General features: G+C 65.9%; 12 protein-coding genes and 1 pseudogene. 6 read left to right on the top strand and 7 right to left on the bottom strand.

Going from position 1 to position 16,186, the window contains the following annotated elements:
- Positions 1-10: 10 nt before the first annotated feature.
- Together GWG67_RS32570 and GWG67_RS32565 are read left to right on the top strand one after the other, a co-directional pair.
- Entirely contained in the window at positions 11-1,123 is a 1,113-nt protein-coding gene (locus GWG67_RS32570) for a ring-opening amidohydrolase (RefSeq protein ID WP_275173610.1), read from the top strand.
- A 124-nt stretch (positions 1,124-1,247) separates the two neighbouring features.
- Positions 1,248-2,717, top strand: a complete 1,470-nt coding sequence (locus GWG67_RS32565) for an amidase (RefSeq protein WP_275173609.1) — start codon at positions 1,248-1,250, stop codon at positions 2,715-2,717.
- A 37-nt stretch (positions 2,718-2,754) separates the two neighbouring features.
- Here the strand turns inward: GWG67_RS32565 and GWG67_RS32560 are convergent, their stop codons facing one another.
- Positions 2,755-3,075 carry a hypothetical protein gene (locus tag GWG67_RS32560; protein ID WP_275173608.1) on the bottom strand — a complete coding sequence of 107 codons (321 nt, stop codon included), beginning with the start codon at positions 3,073-3,075 and terminating at the stop codon, positions 2,755-2,757.
- A 150-nt stretch (positions 3,076-3,225) separates the two neighbouring features.
- Here GWG67_RS32560 and GWG67_RS32555 point away from each other — a divergent pair, with 150 nt between their 5' ends.
- Positions 3,226-4,134 (top strand): PaaI family thioesterase, encoded by a 909-nt coding sequence (locus GWG67_RS32555; protein WP_275173607.1) that lies wholly within the window; start codon positions 3,226-3,228, stop codon positions 4,132-4,134.
- A gap of 67 nt (positions 4,135-4,201) precedes the next feature.
- Entirely contained in the window at positions 4,202-4,567 is a 366-nt protein-coding gene (locus GWG67_RS32550; protein WP_275173606.1) for a hypothetical protein, read from the top strand.
- On the opposite strand, the pseudogene poxB reads toward GWG67_RS32550, so the two are convergent.
- The 3 genes and pseudogenes from poxB to GWG67_RS32535 form a co-directional block, all read right to left on the bottom strand.
- Positions 4,564-6,299: pseudogene (gene poxB / locus GWG67_RS32545) on the bottom strand (ubiquinone-dependent pyruvate dehydrogenase). The gene GWG67_RS32550 and the pseudogene poxB sit on opposite strands and share 4 nt — an antisense overlap.
- 79 nt (positions 6,300-6,378) lie before the next feature.
- Positions 6,379-7,011 (bottom strand): 2-dehydro-3-deoxy-6-phosphogalactonate aldolase, encoded by a 633-nt coding sequence (locus tag GWG67_RS32540; protein ID WP_275173605.1) that lies wholly within the window; start codon positions 7,009-7,011, stop codon positions 6,379-6,381.
- Positions 7,012-7,024: 13 nt separating this feature from the next.
- Positions 7,025-7,939, bottom strand: coding sequence for a 2-dehydro-3-deoxygalactonokinase (locus GWG67_RS32535; protein WP_275173604.1), 915 nt, complete (start codon positions 7,937-7,939; stop codon positions 7,025-7,027).
- Between the two features lie 240 nt (positions 7,940-8,179).
- On the opposite strand from GWG67_RS32535, the gene GWG67_RS32530 reads away from it, so the two are divergent.
- Both GWG67_RS32530 and GWG67_RS32525 read left to right on the top strand, forming a co-directional pair.
- Positions 8,180-9,277, top strand: a complete 1,098-nt coding sequence (locus GWG67_RS32530) for an LLM class flavin-dependent oxidoreductase (RefSeq protein ID WP_275173603.1) — start codon at positions 8,180-8,182, stop codon at positions 9,275-9,277.
- 57 nt (positions 9,278-9,334) lie between these two features.
- The gene (locus tag GWG67_RS32525) at positions 9,335-9,904 is read left to right on the top strand and encodes a flavin reductase family protein (RefSeq protein WP_275173602.1); all 570 of its coding nucleotides are present in this window, start codon (positions 9,335-9,337) and stop codon (positions 9,902-9,904) included.
- A gap of 195 nt (positions 9,905-10,099) precedes the next feature.
- Here GWG67_RS32525 and GWG67_RS32520 read toward each other — a convergent pair whose 3' ends face one another.
- The 3 genes from GWG67_RS32520 to GWG67_RS32510 form a co-directional block, all read right to left on the bottom strand.
- Positions 10,100-11,956 carry a sigma-54-dependent Fis family transcriptional regulator gene (locus GWG67_RS32520; protein WP_275173601.1) on the bottom strand — a complete coding sequence of 619 codons (1,857 nt, stop codon included), beginning with the start codon at positions 11,954-11,956 and terminating at the stop codon, positions 10,100-10,102.
- 109 nt (positions 11,957-12,065) lie between these two features.
- Positions 12,066-15,371, bottom strand: a complete 3,306-nt coding sequence (locus GWG67_RS32515; RefSeq protein ID WP_275173600.1) for a carboxyl transferase domain-containing protein — start codon at positions 15,369-15,371, stop codon at positions 12,066-12,068.
- Between the two features lie 127 nt (positions 15,372-15,498).
- Positions 15,499-16,182: an aspartate/glutamate racemase family protein gene (locus tag GWG67_RS32510; protein ID WP_275173599.1), complete on the bottom strand. Its 684-nt coding sequence runs from the start codon at positions 16,180-16,182 to the stop codon at positions 15,499-15,501.
- Between the last annotated feature and the right edge of the window lie 4 nt (positions 16,183-16,186).

Raw genomic sequence — 16,186 nt, 5'->3', positions numbered from 1 at the left:
GAGGACTATCATGCGGACGACATCGGTCGGCGTCTTCAAGGTCGCCACCCACGGCCCCGGCGACGTCTCCGGATTGATCAGCATGATCGGCTCCGGCGCGATCGATCCGACATCCATCCTGGCCATCCTCGGCAAGACCGAAGGCAATGGCGGCGTCAACGACTTTACCCGGGAATATGCCGTTGCCGCGCTGTGCACGGCGCTGGCGCCGCAGCTCGGGCTCTCGCCGCAGGAGGTCGAGCAGCGCATCGCTTTCGTGATGTCCGGCGGCACCGAGGGCGTGCTGAGCCCGCACATCACCGTGTTCACGCGCCGCGACGTTCTGCAGCGCCCGGCAGGCACCGCCGGCAAGCGCCTGAGCATCGGCATGGCGCACACGCGGGATTTTCTCCCGGAAGAACTCGGCCGCTCCGCTCAGATCATGGAGACAGCCGACGCCGTGAAGGCCGCGACGGAGGATGCCGGCATCGCCGATCCCGCCGACGTCCACTTCGTGCAGATCAAGTGCCCGCTGCTCACCAGTGAGCGCGTTGCGGCAGCGAATGCGCGCGGCAACAAGACGGTGACGACCAGCGCCTACAGTTCGATGGCCTATTCCCGCGGCGCCTCCGCGCTCGGCGTTGCAGTCGCGCTCGGCGAGATCGCAACCGACATTCGCGGCGAGGACGTGCTGCGACGCTACGATCTGTTCTCGAACGTCGCCTCGACATCGTCCGGAATCGAGCTGATGCACAACGTGGTCATCGTGCTCGGCAACGCTATGTCCTCGACGAGCGAATTCGAGATCGGGCATGCCGTAATGAGCGATGCGATCGACGCCGCCGCGGTGCTTGCGGCGCTGGAGAGCGTTGGGCTCGGTGCCGCGCCGCAGACGACGACCGGCCGCGAGCTCGTCAACGTCTTCGCCAAGGCCGAGGCCTCGCCTGATGGCAGCGTGCGCGGCTTCCGACACACCATGCTGGAAGATACCGATATCAGCTCGACACGGCACGCCCGGGCTGCCGTCGGCGGCCTGATTGCCGGCCTCGCCGGCACCGGGGCGGTCTATGTCTCCGGCGGCGCCGAGCACCAGGGCCCCGCCGGCGGCGGCCCGGTCGCGGTGATCGCTAAGCTCTCGAATTGATGCGTACGCATGCAATGCGGGCTTACCTCTCCATCCGGCGCAACCCTGCCCTTCGCGCCGCTCAGTTGATTAAAGTGTTCCCGTGCGAAACTAAGGTGGCGCCGCATGAAGAGGGTTGGATCGCATGACTTTTCCGATGAGCTGGAACGAATGGGCGCAGCACGACGGCGTGGGGCTGGCCGCGCGCGTCCGCAAGGGCGAGCTCACGGCAAAGGAGTTGGCGCGCCAGGCCGCTGCAGGTGTTGCCAAGCTCAATCCGGCACTGTCGGGCGTGGTCGAGCTGTTCGACGACGTGATCGCCGATCCGGCCAAGGACGGCGCCAATGTCGCCGGCCCGTTCGCCGGCCTGCCCTTCCTGATGAAGGACCTCGGCCCGACCATGAAGGGCCGGCTCCAGGAGATGGGCTCGCTGTTGATGCGCGGCAATCGCGCCAGCGCCGACACGTTCCTGACCGGCAAATTCCGCCAAGCCGGACTGAACCTGATCGGACGCACCACGACGCCGGAATTCGGCGTCTGCAGTTCGGCCGACAATCCGGCCGTCTATGTCACGCGCAATCCCTGGGATACCGATTACACTACCTGCGGCTCGTCGGCAGGCAGCGCCGCAATGGTTGCCGCCGGCGTGGTGCCGATCGCACATGCGACCGACGGCGGCGGCTCGATCCGCATCCCCGCCGGGGTCAACGGCAATATCGGGCTGAAGGTCTCGCGCGGCGTGTTCTCGCTCGCACCGCACATGTCCGATCTCACCGGCCTCGTCTCGATCCAGGGCTGCCAGTCGCGCTCGGTGCGCGACACCGCCGCCTTCGTCGATCATGCAAGGGGAGCAGCGCCCGGCGAGTTCATGCCGTTCTGGACCACGGCGCAGCCTTATTCCGAGATGATCAAGCGCGACCCTTCAAAGCTTCGCATCGCGCTGTCACACACCTGGGGCGACTACACCGCGACGCCTGAGATCGCGGCCGAGCTGGCGAAAGCCGGTCGCTTCCTCGAAGGCCTCGGCCATCACGTCGATTACGGCCTGCCCGAGCTCGACTTCCGCGCCGCGTTCGAGGCGCAGACCATCTGCTATATCTCGAATTTTGCCGTGGTGATCTCCAACATGCTCGCCGCGCGCGGGCTGGAACGCCCCCCGGAAGACCTCATCGAGCCCATGAATATTAGGATCTGGGAAGCCGGCCGGCATACGAGCTTCGCGGAGCGGGCGAAGATGCAAGGCGTGTTCAACACGACCTCGCGCGCCTTCGGCGCCTTCTTCGAGCAGTGGGACGTGATCCTGACGCCGATCACCGCGCTGCCGACGCCGAAGGTCGGCACCCGGGAATATCTCACCATCTCCGACAACCCCGACGTGCTCGACTGGTTCGGCAATCTCTGGCGCTTCTTCGCCTTCACGCCGCTCGCCAATCTCTGCGGCATGCCCGCGATCTCGATGCCGATGGCGACGCAGGACCACGGCCTGCCGCTCGGCATCCAGGCGATTGCGAAACAGGCCAATGACGGCCTCCTGCTGCAACTCGCCGCCCAGATCGAGCGCGCGATCGACGGCAAGTGGAACGACGGCAGGAAGCCGAAGGTGCATGTGAGCTGAGCGCGTTGATCGCATTAACTGCGATCCGCTAACGGCCTCAGTTCTTCACCGTCGGAATTTCCTCCGGCCGGGTCTGCTGCTGGCCCTGCTGGTACATTGCCAGCGCCTTTTCGAGCGCTTCGCGCAGCGCCAGCGCGGCGGCCACGCTGCAGCGCAGATGCGCGGTCTGAACGACGTCAACCCTGACGGCGGCGCCGACCGGCATCAGGAGGTTCGCGGCGAGTTCGATCTGAATGGCGCCGTTGTGGTGTCCGAAGCAGGATGCGCCGTCGAAATAGATGATTGGCGCCCGCTCCGAGCTCGAGGTCGAAATGATGACGGGCCCCTGGCTGGTGGCGGGCATTTCGGGATCGGCCATGGGCACTCCTTGCGGCTAGTCGAACGAACGAGGCGCCCACCATCGTTGCTTCGGCCCGCCCTGTCGAGGCCAAACCGCCCCCGGCACGCCTGCCGCCGGACGCGCATCCGGGGTTTTGCGCCGCGCCCGCCGCTGGTCTAGAACGTCCTCATGTCCAGCTCACCGACCACACTTTCGTTCGAGGACCTCGCCGAGGCGATCAAGGGCCGCCGCTCCGATTACGGCCAGATCAGCGGGCTTCAGCTCGACCGCTTCGCACCTCGTGAGGCCTGGTCCAGCCTGCCCTACCGGCCCGTCTTCGTCGGCGACACCGAGACCGGCGTCCTGCATGGCGGCGTCGTCACCGCGATGCTGGACGAGAGCTGCGGCATGGCGGTGCAACTCGCGCTGGACGGCACGAGCGCAATCGCAACGCTCGATCTGCGCATCGACTATCAGAAGCCGGCAACGCCCGGTCTCGACATCAAGGCGCATTCGGTCTGCTACCGCACCACGCGTTCGATCGCCTTCGTTCGCTCCACCGCCTATCAGGAGTCCGAGGACGATCCGGTGGCGACCGCGACCGCCTGTTTCATGATCGGCGCCAACCGCACCAACATGCTCGCGGACCGCAGAATGGATTCGCCCGGCATTCCGTCGCTGGAGGCGCCGGACGATCCGGAAGGCCCGTTCGCCAATAGCCCGTTCGCGCGCTGCCTCGGCATTCGCGTCAACGACGACGACACACTGACGATGCCGTTCTCGCCAAAGATCATCGGCAATCCGATCCTGCCCGCGATCCATGGCGGCATGACCGGCGCCTTCCTCGAGACCACCGCGATCTTCGGAGTGGCGCGCGAGCTCGGCGCCGCCGCACTGCCCAAGCCGATCGGACTGACCGTCAACTATCTGCGCTCCGGCCGCGCGCTCGACACCTTCGCCAACGTCTCGATCGTGAAGCAGGGCCGGCGCATCGTCGCGTTCGAGGCGCGGGCCTGGCAGGACGATGCGAACAAGCCGATCGCCACGGCCTTCGGCCATTTCATGCTGCGGCCGACGCCCGGAAACGACGAGGAATAGGCGCATTTTCCCTTGACGGCCAAGGTCTGGGCCACAACGATAGCATGTTCCCGCGAGAGGTATTGGGTTGCGGCATCCGCTCGACATCGTCGCCATGTTCGCCGCACTCTGGCTGCTGGCAGCGATGGTGCTCGACGCGCTGACACCGAAGGAGCTGACGACGGTGATGATCGGCATCGCCATCGGACCCGCCGTCGTCATAACCGCCGTGTTCTACTATCTGCGCTGCCCGCGCACCGATTTCGCCGTGATGTTCGCCGCGCTCTGGCTGATCTCCGACATCGGCATTGCGTTCATCTCGCCGGCGCAGCTGCCGCATTTCCTGATCACGCTCGGCTTCGTGCCGGCGCTGCTGATCGGGATCGTCCTGCACTGGCAACGCTTCCAGCGCCGCCATGAGCGGCTGCCGGTGCCGTCGGTCAAGCGGGGTTAGCGCGGCAGCAGATTGGTCTTGGCGAGATCGACGACCTCGTCGCCGCGGCCGTTCATCACGGCGCGCAAGACCCAGAGGCTGAAGCCCTTGATCTGTTCGGGCGTGATGGTCGGCGGCATCGACAGCTCCTGCTTCGCGGTGACGACGTCGAGCAGCGCCGGTCCGTTGTGAACCAGCATCTCCTTCATCGCACCTGGAAGCTCGCCGGGATCCTCGACGCGCCTTGCGAAGATACCCATCGCGCGCGCCATCGCCGCGAAGTCGGGGTTTTCCAGATCGACGTTGGTGTCGACGAAGCCGGCCGCCTTCATCTCCAGTGCGATGAAGCCGAGCACGCCGTTGTTGAAGATGACCACCTTCACCGGCAGCTTCATCTGCGTCAGCGTGATCAGGTCGCCCATCAGCATGGTGAAGCCGCCGTCGCCCGAGAGCGAGATCACCTGGCGGCCGGGCTGCGCGGCCTGCGCGCCGATTGCCTGCGGCATGGCGTTGGCCATCGAGCCGTGCACGAACGAGCCGATCAGCCGGCGGCGGCCGTTCATGTCGAGATAGCGCGCGGCCCACACCGTCGGCGTGCCGACATCGGCGGTGAACACGGCATCCTCTGAGGCATGGTCGCTGATGACCTTGGCCAGGTATTGCGGATGGATTGGTTTGCTGCCCGGCGTGCCCTTGGCGAGCGAGTCCAGGCCGTCGCGTGCTTTCTTGTAGTGCGCGATCGCATCGTCGAGATGCCTGCGCTGCGTCTTGGCCTTGAGCAGCGGCAGCAGCGCCTCGATGGTGAGCTTGACTTCGCCGACGAGGCCGAGATCGATCTTGCAGCGGCGCCCGAGATTTTCCGGACGAATGTCGATCTGCGCGATCTTCGCATCGGTCGGGAAGAACTGCTTGTAGGGAAAATCCGTGCCGAGCATCACGAGCGCGTCGCAGGCGTGCATGGCGGCATAGCCCGAGGAGAATCCGATGAAGCCGGTCATGCCGACATCGTAGGGATTGTCGTATTCGACATGCTCCTTGCCGCCCAGCGCATGCACGATCGGGCTCTTCAAGGCTTTCGCAAGCTGCATCAACGGCGCATGCGCGCCGGCACAGCCGCGGCCGCAGAACAGGGTGATGCGCTCGGCGCCGTTGAGGAGGTCCGCAAGCGCTTTCAGCTCATCAGCCTGCGGCATCACCTTCGGCGCCGACAGCGCAAGGCCGCGCGCCGTCGACAGCGCACGCTTGGGTGGCGAGCGGAACGCGACGTCGCCCGGCATGGCGACGACGGCAACACCGCGCATGCCCACCGCCGCACGAATGGCGTTTTCCAGCACGTAAGGCAGCTGACTCGGATCGGAGACCAGCTCGCAATAATGGGTGCACTCGCGGAACAGGTTTTGCGGATGCGTCTCCTGGAAATAGCCGCTGCCGATCTCGGCGGTCGGGATTTGCGCCGCGATCGCCAGCACGGGAACGCGGCTGCGATGGGCGTCGAACAGGCCGTTGATCAGATGCAGATTGCCGGGACCACACGAGCCCGCGCACACCGCAAGGCTGCCCGTCATCTCCGCTTCCCCGGCAGCGGCGAAGGCCGCAACCTCCTCGTGCCGCACATGGATCCACTCGATCGTGCCGCGCCGTCGCAGCGCTCGGTCAGCGCATTCAGGCTATCGCCGACGATGCCGTAGATGCGTTTGACGCCGGCCTGTTCGAGCGTTGCCACGAACAGATCGGCCACGTTGTTGATTGCCATGTCGGTCTCCTGATCTCGCTGTCCAGCAAGATAGGATAACGCGCGGGTGTGACCGCATCACGGCTTGTTTATTGCGGGCTCAGTCTTTCGCAATCGCCCGATCGTAGGCCGCGATCGTCACCTTTGCGCGAGCGGCAACGTCCGTTGCCGTCATGCCGGGCTTGTAGAGGCTGGAGCCGAGCCCGAACGCGGTCACGCCGCCCTTGATGTACTCCGCAAAGTTCTCATCGGAGACGCCGCCGACGGCGGCGATCATCACGCCGGCCGGCAGCACGGCACGGATCGCGGCAATGCCGGACGCGCCGAGCACGCTCGCCGGAAAGAATTTCAGGCCCGAGGCGCCGGAGCGCGCAGCAAGCAGCGCCTCGGTCGGCGAAAACACGCCCGGCAACGTCACCATGGCGTACTGATGTGCGCGCGTGAGCACCTGCGTATCGACATTCGGCGACACCATCAGCTTGCCGCCGACATCGTTGAGACGATCGACATCTGCGGTGGTCAGCACCGTGCCGGCGCCGATCAGCACGTCCGCCGGCGCCTGTTTCACGGCTGTCGCGATGGAGCGGAACGGGTCCGGCGAGTTCAGCGGAATCTCGATCGCGGTCATGCCGGCTTCGATCAGCACGCCGACGATAGCCTGCGTTTCCTCGGGCTTCACGCCGCGCAGGATCGCGACCAGTGGTCGCTTCATCGGCGGAAAGGGAACGCTCATCTCAACAGTCCTCTCATTTCGTCCAGATCGCGGCAGCCGCCATCGACAGACCGCGGCGGACGGCTGCATCGGCATCGACCGGGTTCACGGTGACCGACAGTGTGTCGAAAGCCAGCCGGTACAGCATTGCGAGCCGCCCCGAGGCAATCAGCGTGATTCCCGCTTTCGGCATCGCGCCGGACAGCCCTGCCGCCAGCTCGACGCCGATCAACGTTCCCGACAGCGTTTCGCGCGCCGCGGCCGGTGTGCCCCCGAACAAAAGCTGACGCGACCGCGCGCCGAACAGAAAATTGGCGGCGAAGGCCGGCGCTTCATACGCGGCCTTCACCGCCGCCTGGAAACTCGCGACATCCTCGGCGTCCTCGGCGCCTGCGACCGCAAGCGACAAAATCGTCTCGCGCGACACCACGCTGAACAGCTCGCCGGTCATGAAGGTGGAGAAATGCGCAACCGTGCCGTCCTTGACTCGCACCCATTTCGAATGCGTGCCGGGCATGCAGACCAGCGCTTCGCCTACGGCATCGAGACCGAGCGCGCCGAGCAGTTGCGTCTCCTCGCCGCGCATCACGTCCGGCGCTTTCGCTTCGCGCTGCGCGATACCCGGCAGGATGCGGATATCGCGCGTCTCGCCCGGCACCCGCGCTGCATGCTTCAGAACAGCGGAGAGTGGCGCCGGCGTATCGACATAACCGGCCTCGACCCAGCCGGTACGCGCGCCGGCCATGCCGCAGACGAGGACGGGTAAATGATCGGGAGCCTCGACTGCCGCAAGATGCGATTGCAGCACGGCGGCAAAGCCAGCCTTCGCGGCCACCAGCATGCCCTCATCGCTGCGGCGCTCGGCCAGCACCTCGCCGGCGCGGTCGATCAGCCAGAGCCGGAAGCTGCTGGTGCCCCAGTCTACCGCGACATAGGCAGGTTCGGTCATCTCAACGCGTATCCTCGTCTCAGCGCCGAGACGCCGTCTCGCGACAATGAGACGAGGCCTCGCAAATCTGCCCCGGGATATCGGCTATTGCTGCCGCAAACCAGCCTTTTCTCACGGGTTCGAGGCGCCGCTCGCGCTGGCAAAGCGCTTGCGGAGAGGTGGCACACCGCTTGCTAAAGTGTTCCCGCTCACGTCCGTGAACCGCGCAACAAGACGCGTCAACATCAGATGAGGAAACCCATGGAGATCGGTTATTTCACGATGCCTTCGCACCCGCCGGAGTGCGGCCTGAAGGAAGGGAACGACTGGGACCTGCAAGTCATGCGCTGGCTCGACGAGCTCGGCTATCAGGAGGCCTGGGTCGGCGAGCACCATACCGCGCCCTGGGAACCCAATCCCACGCCGGACCTGCTAATCGCACAGGCACTGATGCAGACCAAGAACATCCGCATCGGGCCGGGCGGCTTCCTGCTGCCCTATCACCATCCGGCCGAGCTCGCCAACCGCGTCGCCATGCTCGATCATCTCTCCGGCGGGCGGCTCAATTTCGGCGTCGCGGCCAGCGGCCTGCCGAGCGACTGGGCCATGTTCAACGTCGACGGCATGAGCGGTCAGAACCGCGACATGACGCGCGAGGCGCTGGAGATCATTCTGAAGATGTGGAGCGATCCCGCGCCCTGGACCTACAAGGGCAAGTTCTGGACGGTGACCAAGCCGGACACGATGTTCGACTTCCTCAAGCCGCACATCAAGCCGTTGCAGACGCCGCATCCGCCGATCGGCGTCGCCGGGCTGTCGAAGAACTCGGACACGCTGAAGCTCGCCGGCGAGCGCGGTTTCATTCCGATGAGCCTCAACCTGAACCCGGCCTATGTCGGCAGTCATTGGGATTCGGTCGTAGCAGGTGCCGCCAAGACCGGGCGCAAGCCGGACCGCGCGGATTGGCGGCTGGTGCGCGAGGTGTTCGTCGCCGATACCGACGAGGAAGCGTGGAGGCTCTCGACCGGCGACATGATGGGCCGGATGATGGGCGAGTACTTCCTGCCGCTGCTCGGCCATTTCGGCTTCAAGGACTATTTGAAGCACGCGCCGGACGTGCCCGATAGCGACGTCACCGTCGAATATTGCGCCAAGCGGAACTGGATCGTCGGCTCACCCGCGACCGTCGCCGAGAAAATCGAGAAGATCTACGAGGAGGTCGGCGGCTTCGGCGTGCTGCTGGTGTTCGGCTTCGACTACAAGCACAAGGCTGAAGCCTGGCATCACTCGCTGTCGCTGCTGAGGAACGAGGTGATGCCGCGCCTGAAGCATCTCGGCTCCGCGAAGAAGGCGGCTTGACCCGACGCGGGTGCGGCGCGATCGTGCCGCACCCGCATCCATTTCGGAGATTTCCGCGTGACGGTGGACGCCAGTGCTTTCGACGCCAAGGATTTCAAGCAGGCGATGCGCCAGTGTGCCGGTGCCGTCGCGCTGGTCACTGTGGGGGCCGAGCACGGCAAACGCACGGGGTTGACGGTGACGTCGGCCTGCTCACTGTCGGACTCACCGCCATCCCTGATCGTCTGCGTCAACCGCAACGCCAGTGCGCACGCGCGTATCCGCGAGGAAGGCGCGTTCGCGATCAACTTCCTGCACGAGGACCACGCGGCGCTGGCGCTGACCTTCAGCGGCCAGAAGGGCGTCAATGGCGACGACCGTTTTGCGTTCGGGGAGTGGACGCGCGGAGTGACCGGCGCGCCGGTGCTGAGCGATGCGGTCGCCGCGTTCGATTGCGTGCTGGCCCAGGAATTCGAGACGACGACGCATTCGATCTTCATCGGCGAGGTGCGCGGCGCATCGCATTCCGACGGCGCGGCGCCGCTTGTGTATTTGCGCAGCAGCTTCCACGCTCCTCGCGAAATCCGCGGCACCGTGACGGTCGGCGACCTCGACTCGCGGCATCTGAGCTGGAGTGATTTTTCGTAGGAGCGGCGCTGTCTTCCCTTCTCCCCTTGTGGGAGAAGGTGGCGCGAAGCGCCGGATGAGGGGTATGTCTCCGCGGGCTCAAGTGAGAGTCTCGCTCGCGGAGAGATACCCCTCACCCGTCTCGCCGCTATCGCGGCGAGCCACCCTCTCCCACAAGGGGAGAGGGGAAGAACGTGCGCCGCACGCAGCTGAGTACTACTGCGTCGTCTCGATCTTCAACAGCTTGATCTTACGATACAGTGTGGCACGGCTCAGCTTCAGCGCGCGCGCCGCTTCAGTCACACGACCACCGTGCTTGCGTAGTGCCTCCACGATCGTGGCGCGCTCCGCCGCTGCCAGGTCCGCCTCCACCGCCCTTCCAAACGGCGGCAGATCGAGATCGGCATCGGTAATCACGCCGTCCTCCGCCGTGCAGCCGGCGAGCCGCAGCACATGCCGGAGCTGGCGCATGTTGCCGGGATAGGGATAGGCCGCGAGCTGCGCCCAGGCCTCGTCCGAGAGCGAGCAGTTCGGCGCTTCTTCGCGCGCGATCTGGCGGATGACGTCGTCGCGGTCGGCGCGCTCGCGCAAGGCCGGCAGCCGCACCTCCATGCCGCGCAGACGGAAATAGAGGTCGGTGCGGAAGGCGCCCTCCTCGGCCATGCGGCCGAGATCGCGATGGGTGGCGCTGATCAGGCGAATGTCGACCGGCACGGGCTTCAGCGCGCCGAGCGGCCAGACTTCGCGGTTCTCCAGCACACGCAGCAGCCGCGTCTGCAGCGCGATCGGCATGTCGCCGATCTCGTCGAGGAACAGCGTGCCGCCGTCGGCCTGCACGATCAGGCCCTTCGAGCCGTCGCGGCGCGCGCCGGTAAAGGCGCCGGCCTCGTAGCCGAACAGCTCGGCATCGATCAGGCTTTCCGGCATCGCCGCGCAGTTCAGCGCGACATAGTTGTGACGCGCGCGATTGCCGGTTGCGTGAATGGCACGAGCGAACACATCCTTGCCGACGCCGGTCTCGCCATGCAGCAGCACCGGCAGATTGTGATCGCCGACGCTTTTAAGTCGCTTCACGCTCCTGATCAGGCCGGGATCGCGGCCGGCCAGGCGCTGCAGCGCATCGATGCGATCGACCGGTGCCTCGCGGCGCGGCGCGAGCGGACGGGTCGAGGCCCTCGCCCGCAGCGGCGGCGCGACATGGCCATGCCCCAGCGGAGTGCCATCGGCCCGGCGCAGCTCGACGAGATCGTCTGCGTCGCGCGCAGCAAACTTGACGTACCGCGACAGATCGATGCCGGATGCGATCAAGCCGTCGGTGAGACCCAGCAGTGCGCGCGCCGAACGGCAGGCGCCCACGATGCGGCGATCGTCGTCATAGGCGAGCAGGCCGCTGCCGCCGTCGCCCGGGACGGTCGCGATCCAGGCGTTGCGGAAATGACCGCGGAAGATCGCACCCTCCATGCGCCGCGTCGCCTCCATCGTCACCGCCAACGCAAGCTGATGCGCGGTGCGTTCGAGGTCCTCGCGGCACGAGGTGATGTTCACGGCGCCTGCAAGCCTTCCGGCCTCGTCGAACAGCGGGGTCACGGCGCAGGAGAACATGTGCCACTGCGCGCGAAAATGCTCGTCGCGATGCACCAGGATCGGCTTTTGCTCGGCAAGTGCCGTGCCGAGCCCATTGGTGCCTTCGAAGGACTCGGAAAAATTTGAGCCGGTGTAGATCTTCCAGTCCATGAATAGTCTTGCGTCGGCTTCGCCGGGCAGGCGGCTGAACAGCATGGTTGCGTTCACGTCCGCCAGATTGACGCAATAGCCGGCATCGCGCAGCACACGGGCGAGATCGTCGAGCTCCGGTGTTGCGAGCCGGATCGTCTTCTCCATGGGTTCGGCGACGTGACGGATCTCGGCTTCGGTGAGCGTCTGCGGCGGCCCCTGACGGGCGGGATCAAGCTTGTGGCTGACCAGGCAGCGCCGCCAGGAATTGGCAATGCGCGAAGAAGCATCGACGTCGGCCACGTGGTTGGCGGCGGACAAGACACGGGCGACATGGTTCGAGGCCGAAAGGCTGGCCATCGCGGACGTCTCCACCCAGTATTATTGTGCAAAGTCTGGCACCGCAGACGGGGATGTCAATCGGGAACCGGAAACGCGGCGAAGCGCAATCAGAATTGCTGCACCGCCCTCACCACGTATCGATGCATGGGCGCTTCTTCGCGGTCCGCGCCGGCGGCTTCGGCACCGAGCGCAAGCCTGCCATGATCCACCGCCTCGTCTCAGCGGGGTCGATGACGTTGTCGATCTCGAACACCGAGGCGATCGACACGGCCTTGCCGTTGGCATAGAGCTCGGCGACCTTGTTGCGATAATAAGTCTCGCGCTCGACGGGGTCGGCGATCGCCTCCATTTCCTTGCGGAAGCCGAGGCGGACGTATCCCTCCAGGCCCATGCCGCCGAACTCGCCGGTCGGCCAGGCCGCGGTGAAGAACGAGGCGTGGAAGCCGCCGCCGATCATCGACTGGGCCCCGAGCCCATAGCCCTTGCGCAGCACGATGCCGAACAGCGGCACTGTCAGGCTCGCGCCTGTCACGAACATGCGCGAGACGTGGCGCACGATGGCCGTCTTCTCGGCTTCCGGTCCGACCATGAAGCCGGGCGTGTCGCACAGGGAGACGATCGGCAGATCGAAGGCGTCGCAGAGCTGGAGGAAGCGCGCGGCCTTGTCTCCGGCATCGGCGTCAATCGCGCCGCCGAGATGGCGCGGATTGTTGGCGATCAGGCCGAACGGCTTGCCCTCGATGCGGATCAACGCGGTGACCATGCCGACACCGTAGTCGCGGCGCAGCTCCAGCACGGAATCCTTGTCCGCGACGAGGTCGATCACGCTGCGGATGTCGTAAACGCGCAGGCGGTTCTCAGGGATCGCGCGGCGCAGCAGCCGCTGGTCGGCGGCCTGCCACTCCGTCACCGCGCCCTGGAAATAGGACAGGTATTTTTGCGCAACACGCGTCGCCTCCTCCTCGTCCTCGACGAGGATATCGATGACGCCGTTCGGTGACTGGAACGTGACAGGACCAACCTCGGCCGGATGATAGACGCCGAGCCCGCCGCCCTCGATCATCGCGGGGCCACCCATGCCGATCGAGGCGTTTTTGGTCGCGATGATGACATCGCAGCAGCCGAGCATCGCGGCATTGCCGGCGAAGCAATAGCCGGAGACCACGCCGATGACCGGCACGAGACCCGAGAGCCTTGCGAACTGCACGAAGGACGGACCATCAAGCCCGGTCATGCCGAGCCGGTCGGTATCGCCGGGCCGGCCGCCGCCGCCTTCGGCATAGAACACCAGCGGCACGCGCCAGTCTTCCGCGAGCGTCAGCATGCGGTCGATCTTCTTGTGGTTCATGTGGCCCTGCGTGCCCGCGAGCACGGTGTAGTCGTAGGCCACGACGATGCAGCGCCCGCCTTCAGGACCGAACTTTTCGGCGTTGACGGTCGCGACACCCATGACGAGGCCATCGGCCGGCGTGTTCTTGACGAGATCGTCGAGCTTGCGCCGGCGCCGCTGCGCAGCGATCGCAAGGCTGCCGTACTCCATGAACGAGCCGTCGTCGACGAGCTGCGCGACATTCTCGCGCGCCGTGCGCTGATTGGTGTTGCGGCGGCGCTCAACCGAGGCCGGGCGATTTTCGTCGAGCGTATTGGCCTGGCGCGCGATCAGTTCGGCGAGATCGGGACGGATGTGGTCGAGATCGATATCGGCTTCTGTTGCCGACGCATCCGCCGCAACCTCGAGCGGCTCCAGATACATGATCGGCTCGCCATGCATCAGCGTGACGCCGTCGCCGGCCACGAGCTTCATGACGCGACCACCCTGCTCGGCCATGACCAGATGCTCCATCTTCATGGATTCGATCACGGCGAGCTGCTGGCCCGGGCGCACGATCTCGCCCTCCTTCACCTGAATGGTGACAATGGTCCCCTGCAAGGGTGCTGCGACCATCACCGTGCCTTCGGGCACGATCTGTGCGGTATGCGCCTCGGTGCCGGGACCGCCGCTTCGTTCCGTCGCCGCAAAATAGAGTGGTTTGGCCGCGCCATCCGCGGCTTCGACAAGCTTGCCGATGTTGCGATCGATGAAGTCTGTCGCGATGCGGTTGGAGCGGAAGTCGGGATGCGCCAACACGGCCTGGAGGAAGCCGATATTGGTGACGACGCCGTCGATCCGAAACTCCCGCAAGGCGCGCGAAGCCTTGGCGACGACATCGTGCCAGGCTTCACCGGGCGTATGCACGATGACCTTTGCCAGCAGCGAGTCGAAGGCGGCGCTGGTCTTGTAGCCGGCATAACCGAAACTATCGACGCGGACGCCGGGGCCTGATGGCGGCTCGAACACGGCAAGCACGCCGCCGGTCGGGTGCGTCGCCCCTAGCTCGTCCAGCGTCTCCATGTTGACGCGGAGCTGCATGGCATAACCGCGCGGCTTCGGGATCGAGCCTTGCGCCAGGCCGAGCGAGGCAAGCGAGGCACCGGCAGCAACCGCAAGCTGGGCGCGGACGAGATCGAGGCCGAGCACCTCCTCGGTCACTGTGTGCTCGACCTGAAGCCGCGGGTTGGCCTCGATGAAGGCAAAACTGTCGTCGGCGGTGCCGTCGACCAGGAACTCGAGCGTGCCGAGATTGTCGTACGACGCAGCCACGGCGAGTTGCTTCGCCGCCTCGATGATACGGCCACGCAAGCCGTCGCCGAGCGACGGGCTCGGCGCCACCTCGATTAGCTTCTGGTGCCGGCGCTGAATGGTGCATTCGCGTTCCCAGAGGTGGGAGATCGCACCACGATGGTCACCGATGATCTGCACCTCGATATGGCGCGCCTGCCGGATCAGCCGCTCGGCATAGACGCCGTCGAAGCCGAACGCGGTCTTGGCCTCGGACTGGCAGCGCGCGTAGGCCTCCGCGAGATCGGCAGCGCACTCGACCACGCGCATGCCACGGCCACCGCCACCGGACATCGCCTTGATCACGATCGCCGCATTGCTGCCGAGGGAAACGAAGAACGCCGTGATCTCCTCAAGGCTCGACGGCCCGCTGGTGCCAGCAATGATCGGCACGCCACAGCGTTTTGCCAGTTGCCGTGCTGCGACCTTATCGCCAAACAATTCGAGCGCGGCCGGTGTCGGTCCGACGAAAGTTATGCCTGCATCCCCGCAGATTCGGGCGGACGCGGCGTTCTCGCTGAGAAAGCCGTAGCCGGGATGCACGGCATCGCAGCTGGCGGCTTTCGCCGCTCTCACCACCGCGTCGATGTCGAGATAGGCCCGCGCGCCGCGGCCGGGAATTTCGACCGCCTCGTCGGCAACCCGCACATGCAGCGACAGCGCATCGTCCGCGGGATGGATCGCGACCGTCGCGATGCCGGAATCGGCTGCGGCGCGCGCGATGCGGATGGCGATCTCGCCGCGATTGGCGATCAGGAGCTTCTTGAACGACATGCAGCGTCTCCATGCCCGCGTGCCCAAGCGCGGGTCGGCAGGTCCGATGGTTCTGCTTCGTCACTTTAACCGAGGCCGTCAAGGGCAAGAACGCCGGTCGCGATGACCGTTCCCGCGGGCCGGAATTTCAGTCGGTCGCGCGCGCCGTGACGAGGCGAATAATCCGCGCCACGGCAGACGCGATCGGGGCGATGATTGGCACGGTGAACATCGGCTTAAGCTCGCGCGCAGCTTCGCCCAACGGCCCGCCGCCGATGATGACGGCCTCCGCGCCATCCTGCGCGATGCAGGCCTCGACCGCGCCGGCGAGCGCTGTGCGCAGCCGCGCCGGATCGCGCATCAGCTCCTGCGGATCGCCCTCCGCGAAGCGGACGCCGGTGTAATGCGATCGCAGCCCCAGCTCGTCCGGCAAGGCGTCGATCTTCGCTTCCAGCAGCGGCGTCGTGGTCGCCACGCCGAAGCGGCGGCTGTTCTCGGCAGCTGCGAGCATCGAGGACTCACCGATGCCGACCGCGGGCAGTTCTATCGCGGCTTTGATCCCGGCCAATCCGGGATCGCCGAACGCCGCGACGATGATGCCGTCGCATGCATGCCGGTTCGACTGCGCGATCTCCAGAACTTCGGTGGAAGCTGCATCCAACGCATCCGGCGTCACGATCATTTGCGGCGCGCGCGATCCGGTCGCTCCGTCGATGTCGAAGCCGTCCACAGCGGCCGACTTCGCGATGGCGACCATCATCGCTGTGGTCGCCACGGAACTGTTCGGATTGATCAGGAGAACGCGCGCGCGACGATCGGAATTTGGGCCCATCCCC

Origin of the sequence: Bradyrhizobium sp. CSS354, assembly GCF_029051725.1 — a bacterium.
Lineage (GTDB): Bacteria > Pseudomonadota > Alphaproteobacteria > Rhizobiales > Xanthobacteraceae > Bradyrhizobium.
Note: the sequence above shows the minus strand (reverse complement) of the source record. Positions and strands in the feature narration are given on the sequence as shown.

What these genes read in the sequence shown, in the direction of transcription:
- GWG67_RS32570 (WP_275173610.1), top strand. Translation starts at nt 11, where the DNA reads ATGCGGACGACATCGGTCGGCGTCTTCAAGGTCGCCACCCACGGCCCC.
- GWG67_RS32565 (WP_275173609.1), top strand. Translation starts at nt 1,248, where the DNA reads ATGACTTTTCCGATGAGCTGGAACGAATGGGCGCAGCACGACGGCGTG.
- GWG67_RS32560 (WP_275173608.1), bottom strand. Translation starts at nt 3,075, where the DNA reads ATGGCCGATCCCGAAATGCCCGCCACCAGCCAGGGGCCCGTCATCATT.
- GWG67_RS32555 (WP_275173607.1), top strand. Translation starts at nt 3,226, where the DNA reads ATGTCCAGCTCACCGACCACACTTTCGTTCGAGGACCTCGCCGAGGCG.
- GWG67_RS32540 (WP_275173605.1), bottom strand. Translation starts at nt 7,011, where the DNA reads ATGAGCGTTCCCTTTCCGCCGATGAAGCGACCACTGGTCGCGATCCTG.
- GWG67_RS32535 (WP_275173604.1), bottom strand. Translation starts at nt 7,939, where the DNA reads ATGACCGAACCTGCCTATGTCGCGGTAGACTGGGGCACCAGCAGCTTC.
- GWG67_RS32530 (WP_275173603.1), top strand. Translation starts at nt 8,180, where the DNA reads ATGGAGATCGGTTATTTCACGATGCCTTCGCACCCGCCGGAGTGCGGC.
- GWG67_RS32520 (WP_275173601.1), bottom strand. Translation starts at nt 11,956, where the DNA reads ATGGCCAGCCTTTCGGCCTCGAACCATGTCGCCCGTGTCTTGTCCGCC.
- GWG67_RS32515 (WP_275173600.1), bottom strand. Translation starts at nt 15,371, where the DNA reads ATGTCGTTCAAGAAGCTCCTGATCGCCAATCGCGGCGAGATCGCCATC.
- GWG67_RS32510 (WP_275173599.1), bottom strand. Translation starts at nt 16,182, where the DNA reads ATGGGCCCAAATTCCGATCGTCGCGCGCGCGTTCTCCTGATCAATCCG.